Annotated in this window: 21 protein-coding genes and 1 tRNA gene; 17 read left to right on the top strand and 5 right to left on the bottom strand. The window is 70.3% G+C overall.

All coding sequences use genetic code 11. The features are described from left to right. Nucleotides 1-124: 124 nt before the first annotated feature. From AB0L45_RS23710 to AB0L45_RS23690, 5 genes are all read left to right on the top strand, one after another. Nucleotides 125-949: a class I SAM-dependent methyltransferase gene (locus AB0L45_RS23710; RefSeq protein WP_365843014.1), complete on the top strand. Its 825-nt coding sequence runs from the start codon at nt 125-127 to the stop codon at nt 947-949. Nucleotides 950-1,229: 280 nt separating this feature from the next. Then, nucleotides 1,230-2,327 (top strand): phenazine biosynthesis protein, encoded by a 1,098-nt coding sequence (locus tag AB0L45_RS23705; protein ID WP_365843012.1) that lies wholly within the window; start codon nt 1,230-1,232, stop codon nt 2,325-2,327. A 1-nt stretch (nt 2,328) separates the two neighbouring features. Continuing rightward, nucleotides 2,329-4,002 carry an aldehyde dehydrogenase family protein gene (locus AB0L45_RS23700; RefSeq protein ID WP_365843010.1) on the top strand — a complete coding sequence of 558 codons (1,674 nt, stop codon included), beginning with the start codon at nt 2,329-2,331 and terminating at the stop codon, nt 4,000-4,002. A 109-nt stretch (nt 4,003-4,111) separates the two neighbouring features. After that, a complete protein-coding gene (locus AB0L45_RS23695) occupies nt 4,112-5,185 on the top strand; it encodes a DUF1611 domain-containing protein (protein ID WP_365843008.1) in 1,074 nt (357 codons plus the stop codon). A 58-nt stretch (nt 5,186-5,243) separates the two neighbouring features. Then, complete coding sequence (locus tag AB0L45_RS23690) at nt 5,244-6,086, top strand: SMP-30/gluconolactonase/LRE family protein (RefSeq protein WP_365843007.1); 843 nt, start codon at nt 5,244-5,246, stop codon at nt 6,084-6,086. Nucleotides 6,087-6,113: 27 nt separating this feature from the next. Here AB0L45_RS23690 and AB0L45_RS23685 read toward each other — a convergent pair whose 3' ends face one another. Genes AB0L45_RS23685 through AB0L45_RS23675 form a run of 3 tightly spaced genes read right to left on the bottom strand, consistent with a single transcriptional unit; the run spans nt 6,114 to nt 8,340 of the window. Continuing rightward, the gene (locus AB0L45_RS23685) at nt 6,114-7,331 is read right to left on the bottom strand and encodes an MAB_1171c family putative transporter (RefSeq protein ID WP_365843005.1); all 1,218 of its coding nucleotides are present in this window, start codon (nt 7,329-7,331) and stop codon (nt 6,114-6,116) included. Next, nucleotides 7,328-7,891 (bottom strand): toxin, encoded by a 564-nt coding sequence (locus AB0L45_RS23680; protein WP_365843003.1) that lies wholly within the window; start codon nt 7,889-7,891, stop codon nt 7,328-7,330. The genes AB0L45_RS23685 and AB0L45_RS23680 overlap by 4 nt, the downstream gene beginning before the upstream one ends. Before the next feature lie 8 nt (nt 7,892-7,899). Then, complete coding sequence (locus AB0L45_RS23675; protein WP_365843001.1) at nt 7,900-8,340, bottom strand: XRE family transcriptional regulator; 441 nt, start codon at nt 8,338-8,340, stop codon at nt 7,900-7,902. 490 nt (nt 8,341-8,830) lie between these two features. Between AB0L45_RS23675 and AB0L45_RS23670 the strand changes: the two genes are divergently transcribed. The 8 genes from AB0L45_RS23670 (at nt 8,831) to AB0L45_RS23635 (ending at nt 14,007) form a co-directional block, all read left to right on the top strand. Then, nucleotides 8,831-9,487 (top strand): TetR/AcrR family transcriptional regulator, encoded by a 657-nt coding sequence (locus tag AB0L45_RS23670; RefSeq protein ID WP_365842999.1) that lies wholly within the window; start codon nt 8,831-8,833, stop codon nt 9,485-9,487. Further along, the gene (locus AB0L45_RS23665; RefSeq protein ID WP_365842997.1) at nt 9,484-10,872 is read left to right on the top strand and encodes a phenylacetate--CoA ligase family protein; all 1,389 of its coding nucleotides are present in this window, start codon (nt 9,484-9,486) and stop codon (nt 10,870-10,872) included. Before AB0L45_RS23670 ends, AB0L45_RS23665 begins: the two co-directional genes overlap by 4 nt. 389 nt (nt 10,873-11,261) lie before the next feature. Beyond that, complete coding sequence (locus AB0L45_RS23660; protein WP_365842995.1) at nt 11,262-11,465, top strand: hypothetical protein; 204 nt, start codon at nt 11,262-11,264, stop codon at nt 11,463-11,465. Next, nucleotides 11,452-11,976, top strand: coding sequence for a DUF6879 family protein (locus tag AB0L45_RS23655; RefSeq protein ID WP_365842993.1), 525 nt, complete (start codon nt 11,452-11,454; stop codon nt 11,974-11,976). The genes AB0L45_RS23660 and AB0L45_RS23655 overlap by 14 nt, the downstream gene beginning before the upstream one ends. Next, nucleotides 11,960-12,796 carry a Scr1 family TA system antitoxin-like transcriptional regulator gene (locus tag AB0L45_RS23650; RefSeq protein ID WP_365842991.1) on the top strand — a complete coding sequence of 279 codons (837 nt, stop codon included), beginning with the start codon at nt 11,960-11,962 and terminating at the stop codon, nt 12,794-12,796. The genes AB0L45_RS23655 and AB0L45_RS23650 overlap by 17 nt, the downstream gene beginning before the upstream one ends. A 61-nt stretch (nt 12,797-12,857) precedes the next feature. Further along, the gene (locus AB0L45_RS23645; protein ID WP_365842989.1) at nt 12,858-13,172 is read left to right on the top strand and encodes a hypothetical protein; all 315 of its coding nucleotides are present in this window, start codon (nt 12,858-12,860) and stop codon (nt 13,170-13,172) included. Nucleotides 13,173-13,212: 40 nt separating this feature from the next. Next, a complete protein-coding gene (locus AB0L45_RS23640) occupies nt 13,213-13,443 on the top strand; it encodes a DUF397 domain-containing protein (RefSeq protein WP_365842987.1) in 231 nt (76 codons plus the stop codon). A gap of 78 nt (nt 13,444-13,521) precedes the next feature. Continuing rightward, nucleotides 13,522-14,007 carry a hypothetical protein gene (locus AB0L45_RS23635; protein WP_365842985.1) on the top strand — a complete coding sequence of 162 codons (486 nt, stop codon included), beginning with the start codon at nt 13,522-13,524 and terminating at the stop codon, nt 14,005-14,007. Nucleotides 14,008-14,214: 207 nt separating this feature from the next. Here the strand turns inward: AB0L45_RS23635 and AB0L45_RS23630 are convergent. Beyond that, nucleotides 14,215-14,302, bottom strand: a tRNA-Leu gene (locus AB0L45_RS23630). Nucleotides 14,303-14,537: 235 nt separating this feature from the next. On the opposite strand from AB0L45_RS23630, the gene AB0L45_RS23625 reads away from it, so the two are divergent. The 3 genes from AB0L45_RS23625 (at nt 14,538) to AB0L45_RS23615 (ending at nt 17,289) form a co-directional block, all read left to right on the top strand. Beyond that, complete coding sequence (locus tag AB0L45_RS23625; RefSeq protein ID WP_365842983.1) at nt 14,538-15,863, top strand: M20/M25/M40 family metallo-hydrolase; 1,326 nt, start codon at nt 14,538-14,540, stop codon at nt 15,861-15,863. Between the two features lie 189 nt (nt 15,864-16,052). Continuing rightward, on the top strand, nt 16,053-16,286 hold the full coding sequence (locus AB0L45_RS23620; protein WP_361154179.1) for a chaplin: 234 nt from the start codon (nt 16,053-16,055) through the stop codon (nt 16,284-16,286). Between the two features lie 145 nt (nt 16,287-16,431). Beyond that, nucleotides 16,432-17,289, top strand: coding sequence for a chaplin (locus AB0L45_RS23615; protein ID WP_365842981.1), 858 nt, complete (start codon nt 16,432-16,434; stop codon nt 17,287-17,289). A gap of 235 nt (nt 17,290-17,524) precedes the next feature. Here the strand turns inward: AB0L45_RS23615 and AB0L45_RS23610 are convergent, their stop codons facing one another. Next, nucleotides 17,525-17,713, bottom strand: a complete 189-nt coding sequence (locus AB0L45_RS23610) for a DUF5703 family protein (protein ID WP_003986762.1) — start codon at nt 17,711-17,713, stop codon at nt 17,525-17,527. A 47-nt stretch (nt 17,714-17,760) separates the two neighbouring features. Here AB0L45_RS23610 and AB0L45_RS23605 point away from each other — a divergent pair, with 47 nt between their 5' ends. Further along, the gene (locus tag AB0L45_RS23605) at nt 17,761-18,468 is read left to right on the top strand and encodes a hypothetical protein (RefSeq protein WP_365842979.1); all 708 of its coding nucleotides are present in this window, start codon (nt 17,761-17,763) and stop codon (nt 18,466-18,468) included. The last annotated feature ends 94 nt before the right edge of the window (nt 18,469-18,562 follow it).

Below are 18,562 nucleotides of genomic sequence, written 5' to 3'. Positions count from 1 at the left end.
GACTCCACAGGACAGCAGGTCTCCGCAGGGTGAAACGTCTCCGCAAGGTGAAACGTCTCATCAGGGCAGTACGTCCCACCGGGGCGATACCGCTCACCAGGACGCCGCCCCCACGACCGAAGCCATGCTGCGGGCCAACCAGGAGAACTGGGACGCCCGTACCCCGGTGCACGTGGCCAGCGACTTCTACGGTCTGGACGGCTCCCGGACCACCGACGACTGGTTCGCCCCCTTCGAGTGGGACGATCTCGGGCCCCTGGAAGGGCGGGACGTCCTGCACCTCCAGTGCCACCTCGGCACCGAGACCCAGGCGTTCGCCGAACGGGGCGCCGCGCACACCGTCGGCCTGGACTTCTCCGGTGCGGCGCTGGCCGAGGCGCGCCGGCTGGCGGCCCGCGGCGGACGGGACGTCGAGTTCGTCCAGGCCGATGTGCACCGGGCCGCCGAAGCGCTGGGCGGCCGCCGCTTCGACGTGGTCTACACGGGTAAGGGCGCGCTCTGTTACCTCCCCGACCTGCCCCGGTGGGCCGAGGTGATCGCGGAGTTGCTGCGGCCGGGCGGCATGCTGTACGTGGTCGAGTTCCACCCGCTGCTCAACTCCCTGGGCGCCACACCCGACCCCGGCCGGGCGCCCGGCGACGCGGAGTTGCTGCTGGCCCACGACTACCTGGAGGGCCGGGGCGTGCACCGCAGCGACACGCCGCACACGTACACCGACGGGCCGCCGGTGGAGGGCGCGACGACCAGTTACGAGTGGCGTCACGGTCTCGGCGAGACCGTCAACGCGCTGGTCGGCGCCGGGCTGACCGTCGACCTGCTGCGCGAGACGGACCTGCTGCCCTGGAAGCGCTTCGCGGCGATGGAGCAGGCGGACAACGGCTGGTGGCGGCTGCCCCCGCAGGAACCGCGGATTCCGCTGCTGTTCGCGCTGCGTGCCACCAGGCGCTGACGGCCGCCCTGAAGCGGGGGAAAAGGGGAGGGAGTCGGCAAGCGGAATCCACCGGCCGGGGCCAGGTGTGTCCCGGCCGTCCCACCCCCAGCAGCGGGGACACGGTTCAGGCCAGCCCCCGTGCGCTTCAAGCCGGAATGGCCCGGGCCGCATTGCACCGTCAATCATCCCATGATCCGGTGGATCCACCGGACGGGCCCGGCCCGGGACGGCCCACCGTCCCGGCGCCGCCGCTCCGCGCCCGCCCGCAGGCACACCAGCCAGCAGAGAGGTGAACCAGATGCGCGACGTGGATGCCGTACTCGGCACGCCCTGGCACGAACTGCCCTCCGCCGACGCCGTCGTGGCCGCGGCCATGGAATGGCACTTCGACCCGGCCACCGGCTCCCGCTTCTGGGTGGAGCGCGCCGCGTCGCTGCCCTTCGACCCGCGCAAGGACATCACCACCCTCGCCGACCTGAGCCGCTTCCCCGACGTCAGTGCCGAGTGGCGGGACGTCCCGGTGGAGGACCTGCTGCCCGTGGGGCTGCGCGGCCTCGGCAGGCGGCCCTCCGTATGGGAGAGCGGCGGCACCACCGGCGCCCCCAAGCGGATCGTCGACCTCGGCCAGTGGGAACGCAACACCCGCTGGTGGTCCGAGGTCCTGGACCAGCACGGTTTTCCGTCCGGCGACGGCAATCTCCTCTTCCTCGGCCCCTCCGGGCCGCACGTCGTCGCGGCGGCGCTGCGCGGCCTCGCCCGGCTGCGCGACGCGGTGTTCTTCCCGGTCGACCTCGATCCGCGCTGGGTACGGCGATGCCTCCAGGACGGCCGGACCGACATCGCCCGGCACTACGTCGACCACCTCCTCGACCAGGCCGAGTGGGTGCTCACCTCGCAGCACATCTCCCTGCTGTACGCGACGCCGCCCCTCCTGGAGGCGATCGCCGAACGCCCGCGCCTGGCCGGGCTGGTCCGCGACAAGGTGCGCGGCATCATGTGGGGCAGCACCTCCATCGACCCCGAGACGCTGCGGCTGCTGTCCACCGAGGTCTTCCCCGACGCGGCCTTCAGCGGCCTGTACGGGAACACGATGATGGGCGCGGCACCCCAGCGGCCCGCCGTGCCCGACGACACCGAACCCTGCGTCTTCCAGAGCTTCCACCCGTACGTGCACCTGTCCCTGCTCGACCCGGGCGACCTGTCCCGCGAGGTGGCGTACGGCGAGCGCGGGCGGGTGTGCATGCGCCAGCTCAGCCCGGAGGTGCTGCTGCCGCACGTGCTCGAACGGGACACCGCGGTCCGTGTCGCGCCGGTGCCGGGCTTCGCGGGCGACGGCGTGGCCGACGTCCAGCCGCTCGCCGACGGCAGCACGAAGATCATCGAGGGGGTGTACTGACGTGCCGGGAAACCGGGAAACAGCCGCGGGCCCCGGTACAGGCATCGATGCCGATGCCGGTGCGGGTATCGATGTCGATACCGGTACGGGTATCGATCCCGATGCCGGTACGGGTATCGATGCCGATGTTGGTGCCGGTGCAGGCAGCCGTACCGGGATTCCTACTGACATCGCCGCCGACATCGCCGTAGAACGGCCCTCGGGCCCGTACCGCTCCGCCAGCCGCACCACCCTCACCGACGCCACCGGCAGCCCGGCGGGCGAACTGTCCCTCGCGCCGCCCCTGCTGATCCGCCAGGTGCTCAACGAGATGCGTGCCGCACCGGAACAGCCCACCGGGGTACGCCTGGCAGCCCTCGCCCGGGCGGGCGAACTGTTCGCCGGCGCGACCCTGGACGGAGAGACACCCGACGCGTACTGCCGCCGCCAGGCCCTGGTCTCCGGACTGCCCGTGTCCGTCGCCCGCCGCACCCTCGACCGGGCGGCGCGCGCCGGCCGCGCCGCGGCGGAAGCGCTGGCCGCGCAACGCCCGGCCGGCGCCCTGCTCCCGGACGAGCTGTCCGACGCCGGGGACGCGACGGCGGTGTGGGTACGCAAGGGCGACGTCCTCGGTGTCCTGGCGCCCGGCAACCACCCGGCCACCCACCTGGAGTGGCTGGGCGCCGTCGCCCTGGGCTACCGGGTGGCCGTACGCCCCTCCCAGCGCGACCCGTTCACCCCGCGACGGCTGATCCGTGCCCTGCGCGCGGCCGGCCTGGCACCGGCGTACACGGCGCTGCTGCCGACCACCCACGCACACGCGGAAGCCCTCGTCGAGCAGGCCGATCTCGGGCTGGTCTACGGCGGTGACAGCGTCGTCGCCCGCTACGCCGACAGCCGGCGGGTGCTCGCGCAAGGCCCGGGCCGCTCCAAGATCCTGCTCACCGGGGACGTGCCGTGGCGGGACCACCTGGACACCGTTGCCGAATCGGTCGCCGCCGACGCCGGGGTGCAGTGCCTGAACGCGAGCGCCGTCCTGTGCGAGGAGGACCCGCGAGGGCTCGCGCAGGCTTTGGCCGAGCGCCTCGCGCGCCTCCCGCTGCTGCCGCCGGACCACCCCGATGCGGTGCTGCCCGTACGGCCGCTGGCCGAGGCCCGGCACCTCGCGCGGCAGCTGCACGGCACCGTCGGCACGCGCCTGGTGACCGCCTCCGGAGCGGGCTCCGGGAAACGGCCCACGGAGGGCCAGTTCACCGAAGCACACTTCCTCGCCGGCCTCGGCGACGGCAGCGCCGTCCTCCGCCCGGCCGTCGTCGTCCTCGACAGCCCGCAGGATCCGCACTTCGGCGCCGAACTGCCCTTCCCGTACGTGGCCGTCGCGCCCTGGCGCCCGGACCTGCGCCCGGCCGCCCTCGGCCGCACCCTGTCCCTCACCGTGCTGAGCCAGGACGCGTCCCTGGTACGGGAGTGTCTGCTGAGTCCGCTGATCCGCAACGTCCAGCAGGGCGACGTCCCCACGCACTGGACCCGGCCCGGACTGCCGCACGACGGCTCGCTCGCCGAGTTCCTGATGGAGTCGAAGACCTTCGTCAGGGAGCCGGAGACCATCGTCATGGAGCCGGAGACCCGTGCCTCGGGCCCGGGAGCTCCTGCCGCCGGAGCCGGGACGGCGGCGCCCCAGGAACCGGCCACATGACCGGCAGCCACCGGCTGCCGGCAGGCCCCCGCCGTGGCCCGCTGTGCGGCCCGCCCCATGGCCCGCTCCGGCATTCCGGGGGCACCATCCGGTCGGTAGGGTTCCGGGCATGGTCCTCTCCGGGTTTCCTCGGTTGCCGCTCCGTGCCGTGCTCTTCGCCGACGGGGTGTTCGCGCGTCTCGAAGGCAAGACCGCACAAGGGGTACTGCGGCACAGCACCGTCCTCGAATCCGTCGCGGTCGTCGACCGCCTGCACCCGTCCCGCAGCACGGCGTCCATGGTGCCCGGGACCGACGTCCCGGTCGTCTCCTCGCTGGAGGAGGCCCTGCCGTACGGGCCGGAGGCGCTGGTCGTGGCGATGACCGAATCCGATCACGTGCAGGTCGTGGACGGCGAGGTGCGGCACGCGCCGCGACCGCCGGGCGACCTGCCGGACTTCTGGTGGGAGCAGATCGCGACCGCCGTACGCAACGGCCTGCACGTCATCTCCTGCCTCCACCTCCAGCTGCGGCACACGGAGTTCGCCGACAAGACCGCCGACGGCCAGCACCTGGTCGACGTCCGGCGCCCGCACGACCAACTGCCCAAGTACTCCGGCCGGCTCCGGCGCGGACGCGCCAAGCTCGTCCACGTGGCGGGCAGCGACTGTGTGGTGGGCAAGCGGACCGTCGCCCTCCAGCTGCACCGGGAGGCGCGGGCGCGCGGCATCGACGCCGGATACGTCGGCACCGGCCAGACCTGCCTGCTCGCCGGCTGCACGACGGGCGCGATCATCGACCGTACCCCCGTCTTCCAGGCAGCCGGGCTCGTCGAGCACCTGGTGCAGCAGGCGGACCCCCGGCACGACCTGCTGATCATCAAGGGCCAGGCGTCCGTGCTGCACCCCGCCTTCGGCGGCCTGGCCACCGCGATCCTCCAGGGCTCGCAGCCGGACGCCGTCGTCTTCGTGCACGACCCGCGCCGCACCCACCGCTACCACTGGGAGCACCTGCCGGTGGGCGACCCGCGCAGCGAGATCCGTATCGTGGAGGAGCTGGGCAACGCCCCCGTCGTCGCCCTCGCCACCCGCGGCCGCGAGAACGTGGCGAGCCTGCGCCCGCTGGGGCTGCCCGTCGTGGACGTCCTCGACGGCGACGGCACGGCCGAACTGCTGGACGCGCTCGGCCCCGTACTGACCCCATGACCCCGCTGCCACCGCGAGCGGCGGCCCTTTCCCATCCGTCACGAGGAGAATGTGCACCGTGAGAGTTGACGTGGCCCTGGCCGTACGGGCGCACTTTGCCGAATGCCCCACCTGGGACGCCGCCGACGGCAGCCTGCTGTGGGTCGACATGAACGACGGCGAAGTGCACCGCTACCGCCCCTCCGACGGCGGCGACACGGTCACCGTCGTCGGCCAGCCGGTGGCGGCGGCCCTGCCCCGGGCGGGCGGCGGCCTGGTGCTGAGCCTGCGCGACGGCGTCGCGGTGGCCGCGCCGGACGGATCCCGCCGGTGGCTCACCGAGTGGTCGCAGGAGGGGGTACGCGGCAACGACGCGGGCATCGACGACCGGGGCCGCCTGTGGGTGGGCACCATCGCCGGGGAGACCTCCCCGGGCTGGCTGGCGCGCATCGACGCCGACGGCACCGCGCACACCGCGGCCACCGGCATACAGCTCAGCAACGGCATCACGTGGAGCCCCGACGCGACCCGGATGTACTACGTGGACACCCGCACCCGCCGCATCGACGTCTTCGACTACGACCTGGACACCGGCAAGGCGGCCAACAGGCGCCCCTTCACCGACATCACGGACACCGAGGGCCTGCCGGACGGCATGTGCACCGACACCGCGGGCGGCGTCTGGGTGGCCCTCTTCCGCGGCGGCGCGGTCCGCCGCTACACCCCGGACGGGCGGCTGGACCGCGAGATCACCCTGCCCGCCTCGCTGACCACCTCCTGCGGCTTCGGCGGCCCGGACCTGACCGACCTGTACGTCACCTCGGCCCGCCGCGACCTGGGCGACGTCGAGCCGGAGGCCGGCAACCTCTTCGTCGTGTCCGGCGTCGCCCAGGGGCTGGCAGGGGCGCCGTTCGCCGGGTGACCCGGCCGTACGGAGTGCCGTACGCGCCTACTGTCCGGCCCGCGCCACCGCGGGCCGGACGCGCGCGAACGCGCGGGAGACCTGGACCAGCCACGCCACGTCGGCGGAGAAGTCCGGCCCGCCCGCGGCGGGGACCGGCGCGCTGTCCGTACCCGGCAGGTCCTCGTGCGGCAAGGCCTCGGCCCGCCCCTCCGGCACCAGCTCCGGCACCCGGGGCCCGGCCGCGAGCGCCGCCGCGATGTGCGCCGCCTCCAGCTCCGCGTGCCGCTTCTCGGCCGCTCCCCGGCCGGGCGAGAGCACCGCGCCCGGAACGCCGTGGTGCCCGCGCAGTGCCAGACAGCCGTCCCGGATCTCGATCACCCGCCGGTGCAGATGGAACCGCAGGTCGTACAGGGCCGACAGATCGCTGCCGGTGCTGGACGGCAGCGAGATCTCCGGATGCGCCTGGTGCAGCGCCAGCCACAGCGGGCGCAGCTGCCGGTAACTGCGGTAGTCCGCCAGCCAGCTGCGCGCGGCGGAGACCCGCGGTCCCCACAGCGGCGCGGTCCAGCCGACGATGTTGAGGACCATGCCGATCGTCAGCGTCGTACGGGAAACGTCCGACCAGCGCAGCGGGTTCCAGCCGTACTGCGTCAGGAAGACATCCGCGTACCGCCCCGCCGGGTAGACCAGCTCGACGACCGCGCCGGCCGCCGCGATACGCAGCCCGCGGCGCACCCACGCGTGGTCGGTGAGTTTGGCGAAGTGCCGGCAGGCGCGGGCGACCAGGACCTTGCCGATCACGAAAGCGGTGAGGTAGGCGGCCTGGTAGGCGACGAAGAACGGCTGGTCGCCGGGGTGCTTGAAGACGTTGCGCGGCGGGCCCTGAAGGGTCGCCAGGAAGAACAGCACCACCATCGTCACCGGCACCACCGCGAGCAGCAGCATCCGCCGCCGGGCCCGCGCCCGGGCCTCGTCCCTCGGGTACATCCAGTGGATCAGCAGGATCTGCTGGGAGGCGAGCACGGCGATGATCCACAGCTGGACCGACACGTTGTACCAGGTGATCGTGCCGAACAGGGTGCCCGTCCAGCGGACCGGCGTGGACATCGACAGATACATCCCCTGGCACCCGAAGGAGACGCACAGTGCCGTCAGCCCCGCGTTGCGGCGGTGCCCGCGCAGCAGCGGTACGAGGGTGTAGGCGAACGCGATCCAGCAGGCGAGCGCGGCGATCGGATAGCGGATGTGGGTGATGCCGGTCATGAACCGCCCTCACGGCGCCAGTTCAGTGAACCGTGGATACGGCCGAGCGCGCTGTCGGGATCCGGTGCCGCCGTACCCGTGTGCGGGCCGGCGCGCAGCGCCTCCCCGAGGAGAAAGGCCATGACCTCCGCTTCCTGTTCCTGGGCGTCCGAATAGTTCTCGCGGTAGAGCAGGTCCTGCACGAGGGACGGGTCGAGGTCCGGGAAGAGCAGGGTGTTCGGATCGGTCCCCGGGACGCCGACGCCGTGGTGACCGCAGATCATGTGGGCCAGTTCGTGGGCGATGATGTGTTCCTGGTGGTGGCGGCTGGTGTGCGCCTCGTGGACGACGTAGTCCGTACCGGGGAAGGACAGCCACAGGCCGCACGGGCCCGAACTCTCCATCGGCATGGCCACCAGCTGGATCTCCCGGCCCCGCACCCGGGCCAGGTGGTCGCACAGCTGCGGGAGGTCGTAGGAGGCGGGCAGTCCGTACGACGCCAGCTTCTCCCGGCACTGCCGGCGCAGGGCCTTCATCCCGGAAGACCCGCTGCCGTGACGGTCACGCCAGGGGAAAGGCATCCGGAGCACTACTCCTCGCCGTCGGCCGAACGGCTCGGCTGCCGGCCGCGCGTGGCGCCGGTGGTGGCGTGCATCATGCTGACCTCGCGGATGATGCGGGCCAGGGACTTGCGGCCGGAGTCGTCCATGCTCATGGCGCGCAGCGCGATGTCGCGGACCTCCGCGTTGCCCATCGCGGAGGCGAGGGCGAGCTGGGAGTCGACGCGGTCGGCGGTGTCGTCGTCGAAGAAGTAGGCCACCGGCACCCGGAAGAACGCCGCGAGCGCCTCCAGGTGACGCTTGGTCGGGTTGGTGCGCTGGCCGGTGCGCAGCTGCCAGACGTAGGTCTTGGAGAACGTGCCGCCGCTCAGTTCGCTGCACCCGCGCGCGACTTCCTCGTAGGTGTACTCACGGCCGTTCGAGCGGATCGTGGTGAACAGCTTGTCGACCTTCCCGGCCAGTGACGACATCAGGGCTCCTTCGTGAGTGCGCCGGGTGAGCTGCCTGGGGTGCCAACTCATCCTAGTTGACAGGACTCTTGCGTGCACTTACGGTCGGAGCGCGTTAGCGGAGATGAACAGAGCAGTTCCGATGTCCACTCACGCGGACGACGGGGGTGTCCGCATGAGGGAGAGCTCGTCGCGACGGCGACCGGTTGCCACGGTCGCACGGCGCCGGCGCGATGAGCCGCTGCGCACACCGGCGCACCCGCCCGCGCGATCGCCTGCCACGCGCCCGTCATGCCTCCGCCTCTCCTCGATCCCGTCAGCCTTCTTCGATTCCAGCAGGCTTCTTGGGTTCCGTCAGCTGTGGTGTCCGTTGTCGGCCGGCAGGTCCCGTCATCGGCCCGCCGTCGCTTCGAGCAGCCGGTCGAACTAGTTGCTGATGCCCAGCAGTTCGCACGGTCCGCAGTTGAACCGTCCCTCATTACAATACAGAGCTGTGCTGTATCGTAATGGTGTGAAGCCTGACAGCGAGCCCGAAGGGCACACCCTCGCCATGCCGGCCCCCCGGACGAAGACCCCCGGCCGGCCGCGCAGCCGGGAGGCCGACGAGGCGATCCTCACGGCCGCGCTCGACCTGCTCATCGAGCGGGGGATCGGCTGGACCAGCATCGAACAGGTGGCGCGCCGCGCCGGAGTCACCCGCGCCACCGTGTACCGCCGTTTCCCGACCCTCACCGACCTGTTGGTGCGTGCGGTCGAGTGGGAGTACCGGGACGTGGACCCCGGCTCGATGGACTGGCCGGACATCGACAGCATGGTCACGGCCTGGGCCGGCCACCTCGCCGAGCCCCGCGCACGCAAACTGATCCGCCGCCTCTACGGCACGGTCGACGACCTTCCCGAACTGCTGCGCGCCTACCACCAGGCGCACGGCAGCCACCGCGGCCTCGCGGTGCGCACCACCTTGGAACGGGCGCGCGCGGCCGGGCAACTGCCCCCGGACAGCGACCCGCAGATCCTTCAGCAGCTGCTCAGCGGCGCGGCCTTGCAGCACCTCGCCGCACACCCCGACACCACCGGCCCGGAAGAGGTCAAGGCCTACTTCCTCGCCGTCCTGGGGCAGGCCGGGCTGCGGCCCGGCACCGTACCTGGAAGGAGCACCACACGATGACCGAGAACGCGGCGTGGCTGGGACGGGACGTCCGCAGGGCCCGCAAGGACGGCATGCCCGCCGTCACACGGCGGCAGCGCGACCGGCTGGCCGACATGGTCGCCCACGCACGGGCCGCCTCCCCGTACTACCGCAGTCTCTACAGCGGCCTGCCCGAGCGGGTGGAGGACCCGGCGCTGCTGCCGGTCACCGACAAGAAGACGCTGATGGCGCACTTCGACGACTGGGCCGCCGACCGCGCCGTCACGTACGAGAAGGTACGCGCCTTCACCGACGCCCCCGACCGGATAGGCCGGCGGTTCCTCGGGAAGTACCTGGTGGCCACCACCTCGGGCACCAGCGGCCGGCGCGGCCTCTTCGTCCTCGACGACCGGTACATGGACGTGGGCGCCGCGCTCACCTCCCGGGCGCTCGCCTCCTGGCTGGGGCCCGCCGGCCTGCTGCGGGCAGCCGCCCGAGGCGGCCGCTTCGCCCAGCTCGTGGCCACCGGCGGGCACTATGTCGGCTTTGCCGCGTACTCCCGCACGCTCCACGCGGGCGGCTGGCGCAGCAAGCTGATCCGGGCGTTCCCGGTGCACACCCCGATGCCGCAACTGGTGGCCGAACTCAACGCGTACCGCCCCGCCTTCGTCATCGGCTACGCCAGTACGATCATGCTGCTCACCGCCGAGCAGGAAGCCGGCCGCCTGCGCATCGCCCCGGCGCTGATCCAGCCGGCCGGCGAGACGATGACCTCCGAGGACACCGACCGGATCGCCCGGGCCTTCCGCACCACGGTCCGCGCGATGTACAGCGCGACCGAGTGCACCTACCTCAGCCACAGCTGCGTCCACGGCTGGTACCACGTCAACAGCGACTGGGCCGTACTCGAACCGGTCGACGCCGACCACCGGCCGACCCCGCCCGGCCAGTTCTCGCACACCGTACTGATCAGCAACCTCGCCAACCGGGTGCAGCCGTTCCTGCGCTACGACCTCGGCGACAGCGTCCTGCTCCGCCCCGACCCGTGCCCGTGCGGCAACCCGCTGCCCGCGCTGCGCGTGCAGGGCCGCTCGGGCGACATCCTCACCTTCCCCGCCCGCAGCGGCGCCCCCGTGCAACTCGCGCCGCTGGCCTTCGGCACCCTCTTCGACCGCACTCCCGGAGTCGAACTCTTCCAGGTCGAGCAGACCGCCCCCGCGGCCCTGCGGGTACGGCTGCGGCCGGCCGCCGGCGCCGATCCGGACCGTGTGTGGGACGGCGCCCGCCAGGAGCTGACGCGCCTGCTCGCCGACAACGGACTCGATCACGTCACGGTCGAGCGCGCCGAGGAACCACCCCAGCAGGCCCCCGGCGGCAAGTACCGGACCGTCATCCCCCTCGACGGGGCGGCCGCCCGCCCCTGAGCAGTGGCGGCCCCGCCCGCAGAACGCGAAAACCCCAGCTGAGCTGGGGTTTTGCTGGTGTCCGAGGGGGGACTTGAACTCTCCACTCGGGCACCAGCATTCTAGCTATCTGACCTGCGGAGACGTACTCGACACTCCGCAGATTTGACCAACCCCGTTGGTCATGCGTTCCCCCGTTTCGGGCCGTTCCGGACCGCTGTTGGTCATGCGTTGGTCACGTGGCCAACCGTCGTCCGGCGCCTTGGGTACCGGCCGCTCTCATCTCCGGGCCCAGCATGATCTTTATGCGAGTACGGGCATAGTCGCGTCCCTGCATAGACGCCGTCCTGCCTCCCTCGTACGGTCATTGCCAACGGCCCCGACCAGGGCTGGCTACGAGGGGGTTCAGCATGGCACGCGAGGAACTGACTCGGCTTACCGGCAACGGGAACGGCACCTGCGGTGACGAAGACTGCCCGAACGTCTACCGGAAGGCGAACGGCTCGCTTGTCGTTCAGGGCAGCGTTTCAGAGGTGTTCACGCCGCCGTCCGGTGAGGCCCTGGTGGAGATCCCGGAAGAAGTTCTGAGGGAGGCTGTACGTGCTCTTGGATAGTGACGAGTGGCGTCGGCGGTTCGCCGAGATCAAACAGGAGGCGTGGCGACTTGAGACGCTGTCGCAGTACCTCGTACCACACGAGGCGGAGGAGTTCGCGGCCTTCCGTGAGGGGCGCCCCCTGACCCCGTACACGGCCTCTCCGTATACAGAGCGCATCTCGCGTCAGCGCGCTGAAGGAAAACGCAACGGCCGGGTACACATCGTGACGCAGCCGCTCTCGGAGTATCTGAAATTCGAGTTCACCCGCTACTACGAGGTCCATGTCAGAGCCGGGGATGAAATCCGCATCCTCGACGTAACCGATCGCCTCAACCCGCTTGAGGGTGTTCAAGACTTCTGGATGTTCGACCGCGTAGAGGTCGTTCTCATGAACTACGAGCCGGACGGCAGGCAGATTAATCGCGAGGTCTTCGAGGGTGACGTGTCTCCATTCATCGAATACCAGCGCATCGCCGTAAGGGAATCTATCCCCTTCGAGGAGTACGTGAACGGTGGCCATCGAGCCTGACCAGCTTGATCAGTCCGGTCTGGAACTGGCGGCCATGCTCAAGCAGCTTCGCAAACAAGCCGGACTCTCAGGAGTCCGGCTTGCTGCGCGTTGCAATATGTCTCAGTCCAAAATCAGCAGGATCGAAGGGAGCAAACTCCGTCCGTCTTTGGTGGACGTTGAGCAGATCCTGAAAGGAGTTGGAGCCTCACGCGCCGTTGCGGCCGAAGTGATGGCTATGGCTCGAATAGCCCAGACAGAATGGCAGGACCGCAAGGCCCTGCATCGGAAGGGACTGGACAAGAAGCAACTGGAGCTAGCCGGACTGGAAGCCGCGACCACGGACTTCCGGTACTTCCTGCTATCCATGACTACGGGCTTGCTAGCCACGCCGGACTATATTAGGGAGAGCATCGCCCACGCTCCGCCGACACAGCAGGCCAAGGCGGTCGGCATGAAGCTCGAACGGCAGGCCGTACTGCTCGATCGTTCCAATCGATTCACATTTCTCCTCACCGAACAAGCCGTCAGGTACCCGCTTGTGCGGCCAGACGCCATGGCAATGCAGATTGACCGGCTAGCATCACTCGCTCTTCAAGCAAATATTCGGATTGGCGTATTGCCGATGGGCGTGAAGTTCAGCAACAGCCCATTGAGTACTTTCACCGTTTACGACGATCGCCTAGCAACTATCGAGACGGACCTTGGTGCGGCCATCTTTCGAGACCCGAAAGACGTTCGTGCACTCCTCGACCGGTTCGCCGGTTACGAGGCACATGCCCTCTTCGATGACGCCGCGCGGGAGCTATTGACTGAGTGGGCATGGTCATTCCGTCAATGATCTTTATTCGACAACGCGCATATTGCTGGAGTCATAGCCCTGTCGGCCCGAGGATGTACCCATGCCGACCGAACCGAAAAATCACAGGCAGGGCATCCCGCAGGGTTGGCGGATGGACCCGATTTCGAGCCGTAAGGCGTATCGGGATGATGAGGGGAACATTCGTGTCCCGATATGGTTGACGAAGAACGGTCGGCACGTGGCAGACACAGAAATGGTTCTGCTTCCGTCTGAGGCCGCTCTATTGGCCGAGGGTCTGACCAATGCCATGCGGGACGGTTCCAGGTCGATGCTGGGCGAACTCTTTCGGGAGTCCGCGACGGCGCTTGCCCCTGGGGTCGTGTACGTGCAGAAGCCGGAGCAGTACCCGTTCTGAGCCTGCCCCTTCACTGATCTCCCCGCAGGAAGGCGCACCCATGTCCCGGACCGATCTCTACAGCCTGCCCATCGACGGAGCCGCGTTCCTCAAGGCGTGCGGGGGTAACACGCACCCGGACGGTGAGTCCTGCGTGACCCTCGCGAAGATCGGCCCCGATGTGTGGGCGCTGGGTGACAGCAAGCGGCCCGGTGCGGAGCCGCTGAGGTTCACCACTGCCGAACTGGACGCGGCCGGTATCGACCCGGTCCGCTTCGGCCTGTCGGCCTGAGTGGCCGCTCCCTGACCGGCGGCCTCCGTTCTCTGGGGAGGGCGGGGGCCGCCTTCAACTGCTCTGAAGGATCACCAGTTGCACTACCACGGCTATCTGTGGACCGGCTCCAAAAAACGGTTCGACGAGGAGGCATTGCGGCGGCCTGCCCACCCTCATTCGCCCCCGGCTCCGGCCGGTGATGACGACACAGCAGGAAAGCGGCTCGTTGAACGCTATCGGCTGGTGAAGGCGGAGTTCCCCGTCGTGGACCTTCCTCCGCTGGAGACGGCCTATTGGCTGATCAAGCCCGGCAGGCTGGTGCGGGGCACCTGGGACGAGCCGAAAGAGGCCGCGCAATGGCTCGGGGAACAGCTTGCGGCGCACGCGCCCCGGTTCGCTTCCGAGTCGGACCGCGACACGACGCGGCTGGCGGTACTGGTCAGCTCTGCTGCCGAACGGCTCTGCTGGGGCGGGGACGTGTCGCACGGCTTCTCTCTCGAACGCCCCTCGTTCCTGTCTCTGGCTCTGGTGTGCTGTTCTCCGAACCAGGCCGAGCCGGAACTGATGTGTCCGCTGCGGTAGGCCCCTCAGCAAAGAGGCCCCGGCTCCTCACGGGCCGGGGCTTGCTCGGCAGGACGGTCAGGCGCCCACCCGCCCGGCCATGGGGCTCAGCTTCCCTCACCCTCCGTGCTGGTCGGCGTGACGCTCGGTCCGCGTACCTGGGCCAGGTAGGTTGGTCACGCCACAGCCGGAGAAACAGAAAAACCCCAGATCAACTGGGGTCTCTGCTGGTGTCCGAGGGGGGACTTGAACCCCCACGCCCGATAAAGGGCACTAGCACCTCAAGCTAGCGCGTCTGCCATTCCGCCACCCGGACCAGGTGTCTGCCGGTCCGGCCCGCTGGGCCCTTCCGACAAGGAAAACAATAGCAAACGTTCAGGGGTGGTCGATCACGGCCGCCTGGAGCCGGGGGTACGTCTGTGACCAGCGCATGTCGGGAGGATTGCGGCCTTGGGCGCAGCGCCGCCGAGAGGGAGGATGGCGGTGGACCCCCGCCGCGGACCGGGCCCCCTTCGGGAGGACGGCGCGGCCGTGAACCATGAGGAGGCAGTGTGAGCGAGTCGCAGCCGGCCCGTACGGTCACCGGCGAGGACGAGGTCGTCGACCTGTGCCGGGACCTGATCAGGATCGACACGAGCAACTACGGCGACCATTCCGGCCCCGGTGAGCGCGCCGCCGCCGAGTACGTGGCGGAGAAGCTCGCCGAGGTCGGGCTGGAGCCGCAGATCTTCGAGTCGCACAAGGGCCGCGCCTCGACGGTGGCCCGCATCGAGGGCACGGACCCGTCGCGGCCCGCGCTGCTGATCCACGGGCACACCGACGTGGTGCCCGCCAACGCCGAGGACTGGACCCACCACCCGTTCTCCGGAGAGATCGCGGACGGGTGCGTGTGGGGCCGCGGCGCGGTCGACATGAAGGACATGGACGCGATGACGCTCGCGGTCGTCCGTGACCGCCTGCGCTCCGGCCGCAAGCCGCCGCGCGACATCGTGCTGGCCTTCCTCGCCGACGAGGAGGCGGGCGGCGTCTACGGCGCGCGCCACCTCGTCGACAAGCACCCCGGGCTCTTCGAGGGGGTGACGGAGGCCATCGGCGAGGTCGGCGGCTTCTCCTTCACCGTCAACGAGAACCTGCGGCTGTATCTGATCGAGACGGCCCAGAAGGGCATGCACTGGATGCGGCTGACCGTGGACGGCACCGCCGGTCACGGCTCGATGACCAACAGCGACAACGCGATCACCGAACTGTGCGAGGCGGTCGGGCGGCTGGGGCGGCACAAGTTCCCGGTGCGGGTGACCAAGACCGTACGGTCCTTCCTGGACGAGCTGTCGGACGCGCTGGGCACCGAACTCGACCCGGAGGACATGGAGGAGACCCTCGCCAAGCTGGGCGGCATCGCGAAGATCATCGGGGCCACGCTGCAGAACACCGCGGCACCGACCCAACTGGGCGCCGGCTACAAGGTCAACGTCATCCCGGGCCAGGCGACCGCGGCCGTCGACGGCCGGTTCCTGCCCGGCCACGAGGAGGAATTCCTGGCCGATCTGGACCGAATTCTCGGTCCGCGGGTCAAGCGCGAGGACATTCATGCCGACAAGGCACTGGAGACCGGTTTCGACGGCCCTCTGGTGGCGGCCATGCAGTCGGCGCTGAAGGCCGAGGACCCGATCGCGCGGGCCGTTCCGTACATGCTCTCCGGCGGTACGGACGCGAAGTCCTTCGACGACCTCGGTATCCGGTGCTTCGGCTTCGCGCCGCTCAAGCTGCCGCCGGAGCTGGACTTCGCCGGCATGTTCCACGGCGTGGACGAGCGGGTGCCGGTCGACGGACTGAAGTTCGGTACGCGTGTACTCGACCGGTTCATCGAGCAGAGCTGAGCGGTGAATTCCCGCGCCACGGCGCGGGAATCCGTGCCCTGACGTGGTACGCGAGCCGGGTAATCGGCCAGGCGTACGCATTTAGCCGGAACGAGTGAATGGCGTCATAGGCTCGTAGCTTCATCACCTTCTCCTCGTTGCAGAGGGTGCGGTCCGCGGCTGGGACCGCATTGCCAACAAGGAGGAATAATGATCAAGAAGGTCGTCGCTGCCGCGGCTGCCACCGGCGGTCTGGTGCTCGCTGGCGCGGGCATCGCCGTCGCCGACGCGGGGACGCAGGGCGCCGCCCTGAACTCCCCGGGTGTCATTTCGGGCAACACCCTCCAGGTCCCGATCCACGTGCCGATCAACCTGTGCGGCAACACGATTGACATCATCGGGCTGCTGAACCCTGCCTTTGGCAACACCTGCGTCAACGACTGACGCGGTGCCTGAAACCGTAAGGCTGTGATCCCGGTCGGCTCCGGAGTGCGCGCCATGCACTCCGGAGCCGACGGTTGTTCCGGCCCGTGGACGTGCGATGTGCCGCGGGTCATTCGGTAGGTCAGAGGCAGGGGAGAGCGAACCTATGCGACAGGTCGCGAAAAAGGGCCTGATCACGATGGCGGCAGCGAGCGGCGTACTGGCCGTCGCGGGCGGCTACGCGCAGGCGGATTCCGGTGCGCAGGGAAACGCGGCGCATTCCTCAGGGGTGTTGGGGGGTAATGCCGCCCAAGTTCCCGTGCACATCCCGGTGCAAGCCTGCGGGAATTCCGCGAACGTCGTCGGGCTGCTGAATCCCGCCATGGGAAACAGCTGCGAGAACGGCGGCGGCTCCCGCGGCGACCGGAGCTCCGGCAGGAACGGGCACGGCGGCGGGACCGGCGCGCAGGGCTCGGCGCAGGGCTCGCCCGGCGTCGCCTCGGGCAACCAGGTCCAGGCGCCGATCCACGCGCCCGTCAACGCCTGCGGCAACTCGGTGTCGGTCGTCGGGCTCGGCAACCCCGTCAACGCCAACGGCTGCGCCGACAAGGGCAGCAGCACCGGGGACGGCACCGGCACGGGCACCGATCACGGTACGGCGCCGGGCACCCCGGCCGGGCACGGCCCGCTGCCGTCCGGCGGCCGGGAGAACCCGCGGACCCCGGGCGGTCCCGCTCCCCGGGCCGAGGACCGCGCGGGCGAACCGGCCGGTCCGGCCGCCCCGGGGCACCGGCCGCACACGACGGACACGGCGGGCGCCGTACAGGAGCGCGCGCCGCGGCTCCAGAAGGAGGAGGCGACGCCGCGTACGCAGATCGTCACTCCGCCCGAGGACACCGAGAGCGCGGCGGAGTACCTCGCCCAGACCGGCGCGGGAGCGCTCGGCATCGCGCTGCCGGCGAGCGCGGGCCTGCTGATCGGCGGCGCGGTGCTCTACCGCCGCGCACGTTCCGCACGGGCCTGAGCGTCCGCGGGCGTCCGCCCGGGACCGGCCCGGCAGCGTCGTCAGGCCGGTACGACGGAGCGGGCCCCGCGCCGGCGGGGCCCGCTCCGCCGTATGTACAGCCGTCGGACAGTGGCCGGTGTGGCCGGTGTGGCCGGTGTGGCCGGTCCGGTCAGTCCGGGCATTTCGGACGGTGCGTCGCATGCGGTCAGCCCGGCCCGGACCGTGCCGCGGTGGTCGCGGTGGTCGCGGCAGTTCACCAAGTCGCCCGGATCTGGCGGATGATACGGCGGCGCAGCCGCACGCGGCGGCTGCCGTCAGGGTTGAGGCGCAGGCGGTCCAACTCCCAGTGTCCGTACTCGGCATGGTCGGTCAGCAGGCGTGTGGCGGCCTTGCGGGAGACCCCCCGCGGCACATACACATCGCAGAATTCGTATTCCGGCATCGCATCTATTGTGCGGGACCGGCCCCGGTACGGATAGCGTCTGCACTATGTCTGATGCTGCGCAGCCTTCCGCTGCCGAGGTACGTGCCGCCGCCGAGGCGGTCAAAGCCGCGCTGGACCGCCACCTCGACGCGGTCGAACACCGCTCGGGCCAGGACGACCCCGCCGTCTACGCCGCGTTCGACGAACTCGCCGCGGCGGCTGAGGCGTACGACGAGCTGCTGTACGACACCTATGACGAGGTCACTCCCTTCGAGATCCCCGGGAACGACACGCTGCCCGCCTACGCGGGCCCGGAGGAACCCAGCGCGCTGAGCGTGCTGATCCGGCGCGACTACGCGGTGGTCGAACCACAGCGGCTGCTGTCCCAGGCCCAGCGGATCGCCGATCTCGACCCGGAGTCGGCCGCCGACGCCGCGGCGGAGGCCAGGGCGGTCAACGGCGGTACGGGTTCGGTGGCCGGGGTGGTCGGCAGCAGCGTGCACGCGGCGCTGGGCGTGCTCTTCGGGGAGTTCGAACCGGACGAGATCGCCACCCGGCACAAGGAGTTCGGTCTGGAGGAGGGCGACTCCACCCTGTGGGTGGTCGCCGCCGACGAGACACCGGAGCCGGGGGAGTGGCTGTCCGCGCCGTTCGACCAGACCGATCCGCAGCGGGTCGTGTGCCGCTTCGACGTCAGCTCCGTCTTCGACGAGGACCTGGGCGCCGACGCCGATGACGACGACGTACTGGAGCCGCTCGACGGGGAGCGGTAGGGCCGGCAGGGCGTACGGATGCCTGTCGGGCGGGCGTGTGACGGTCTGCGGACGCGTGACGGCGCGTAGGCGCCTGCCGGTATGTGGATATGTG

Source organism: Streptomyces sp. NPDC052496, from assembly GCF_040679095.1.
Lineage (GTDB): Bacteria > Actinomycetota > Actinomycetes > Streptomycetales > Streptomycetaceae > Streptomyces.
This window is presented reverse-complemented; position numbering and strand designations above follow the sequence as displayed.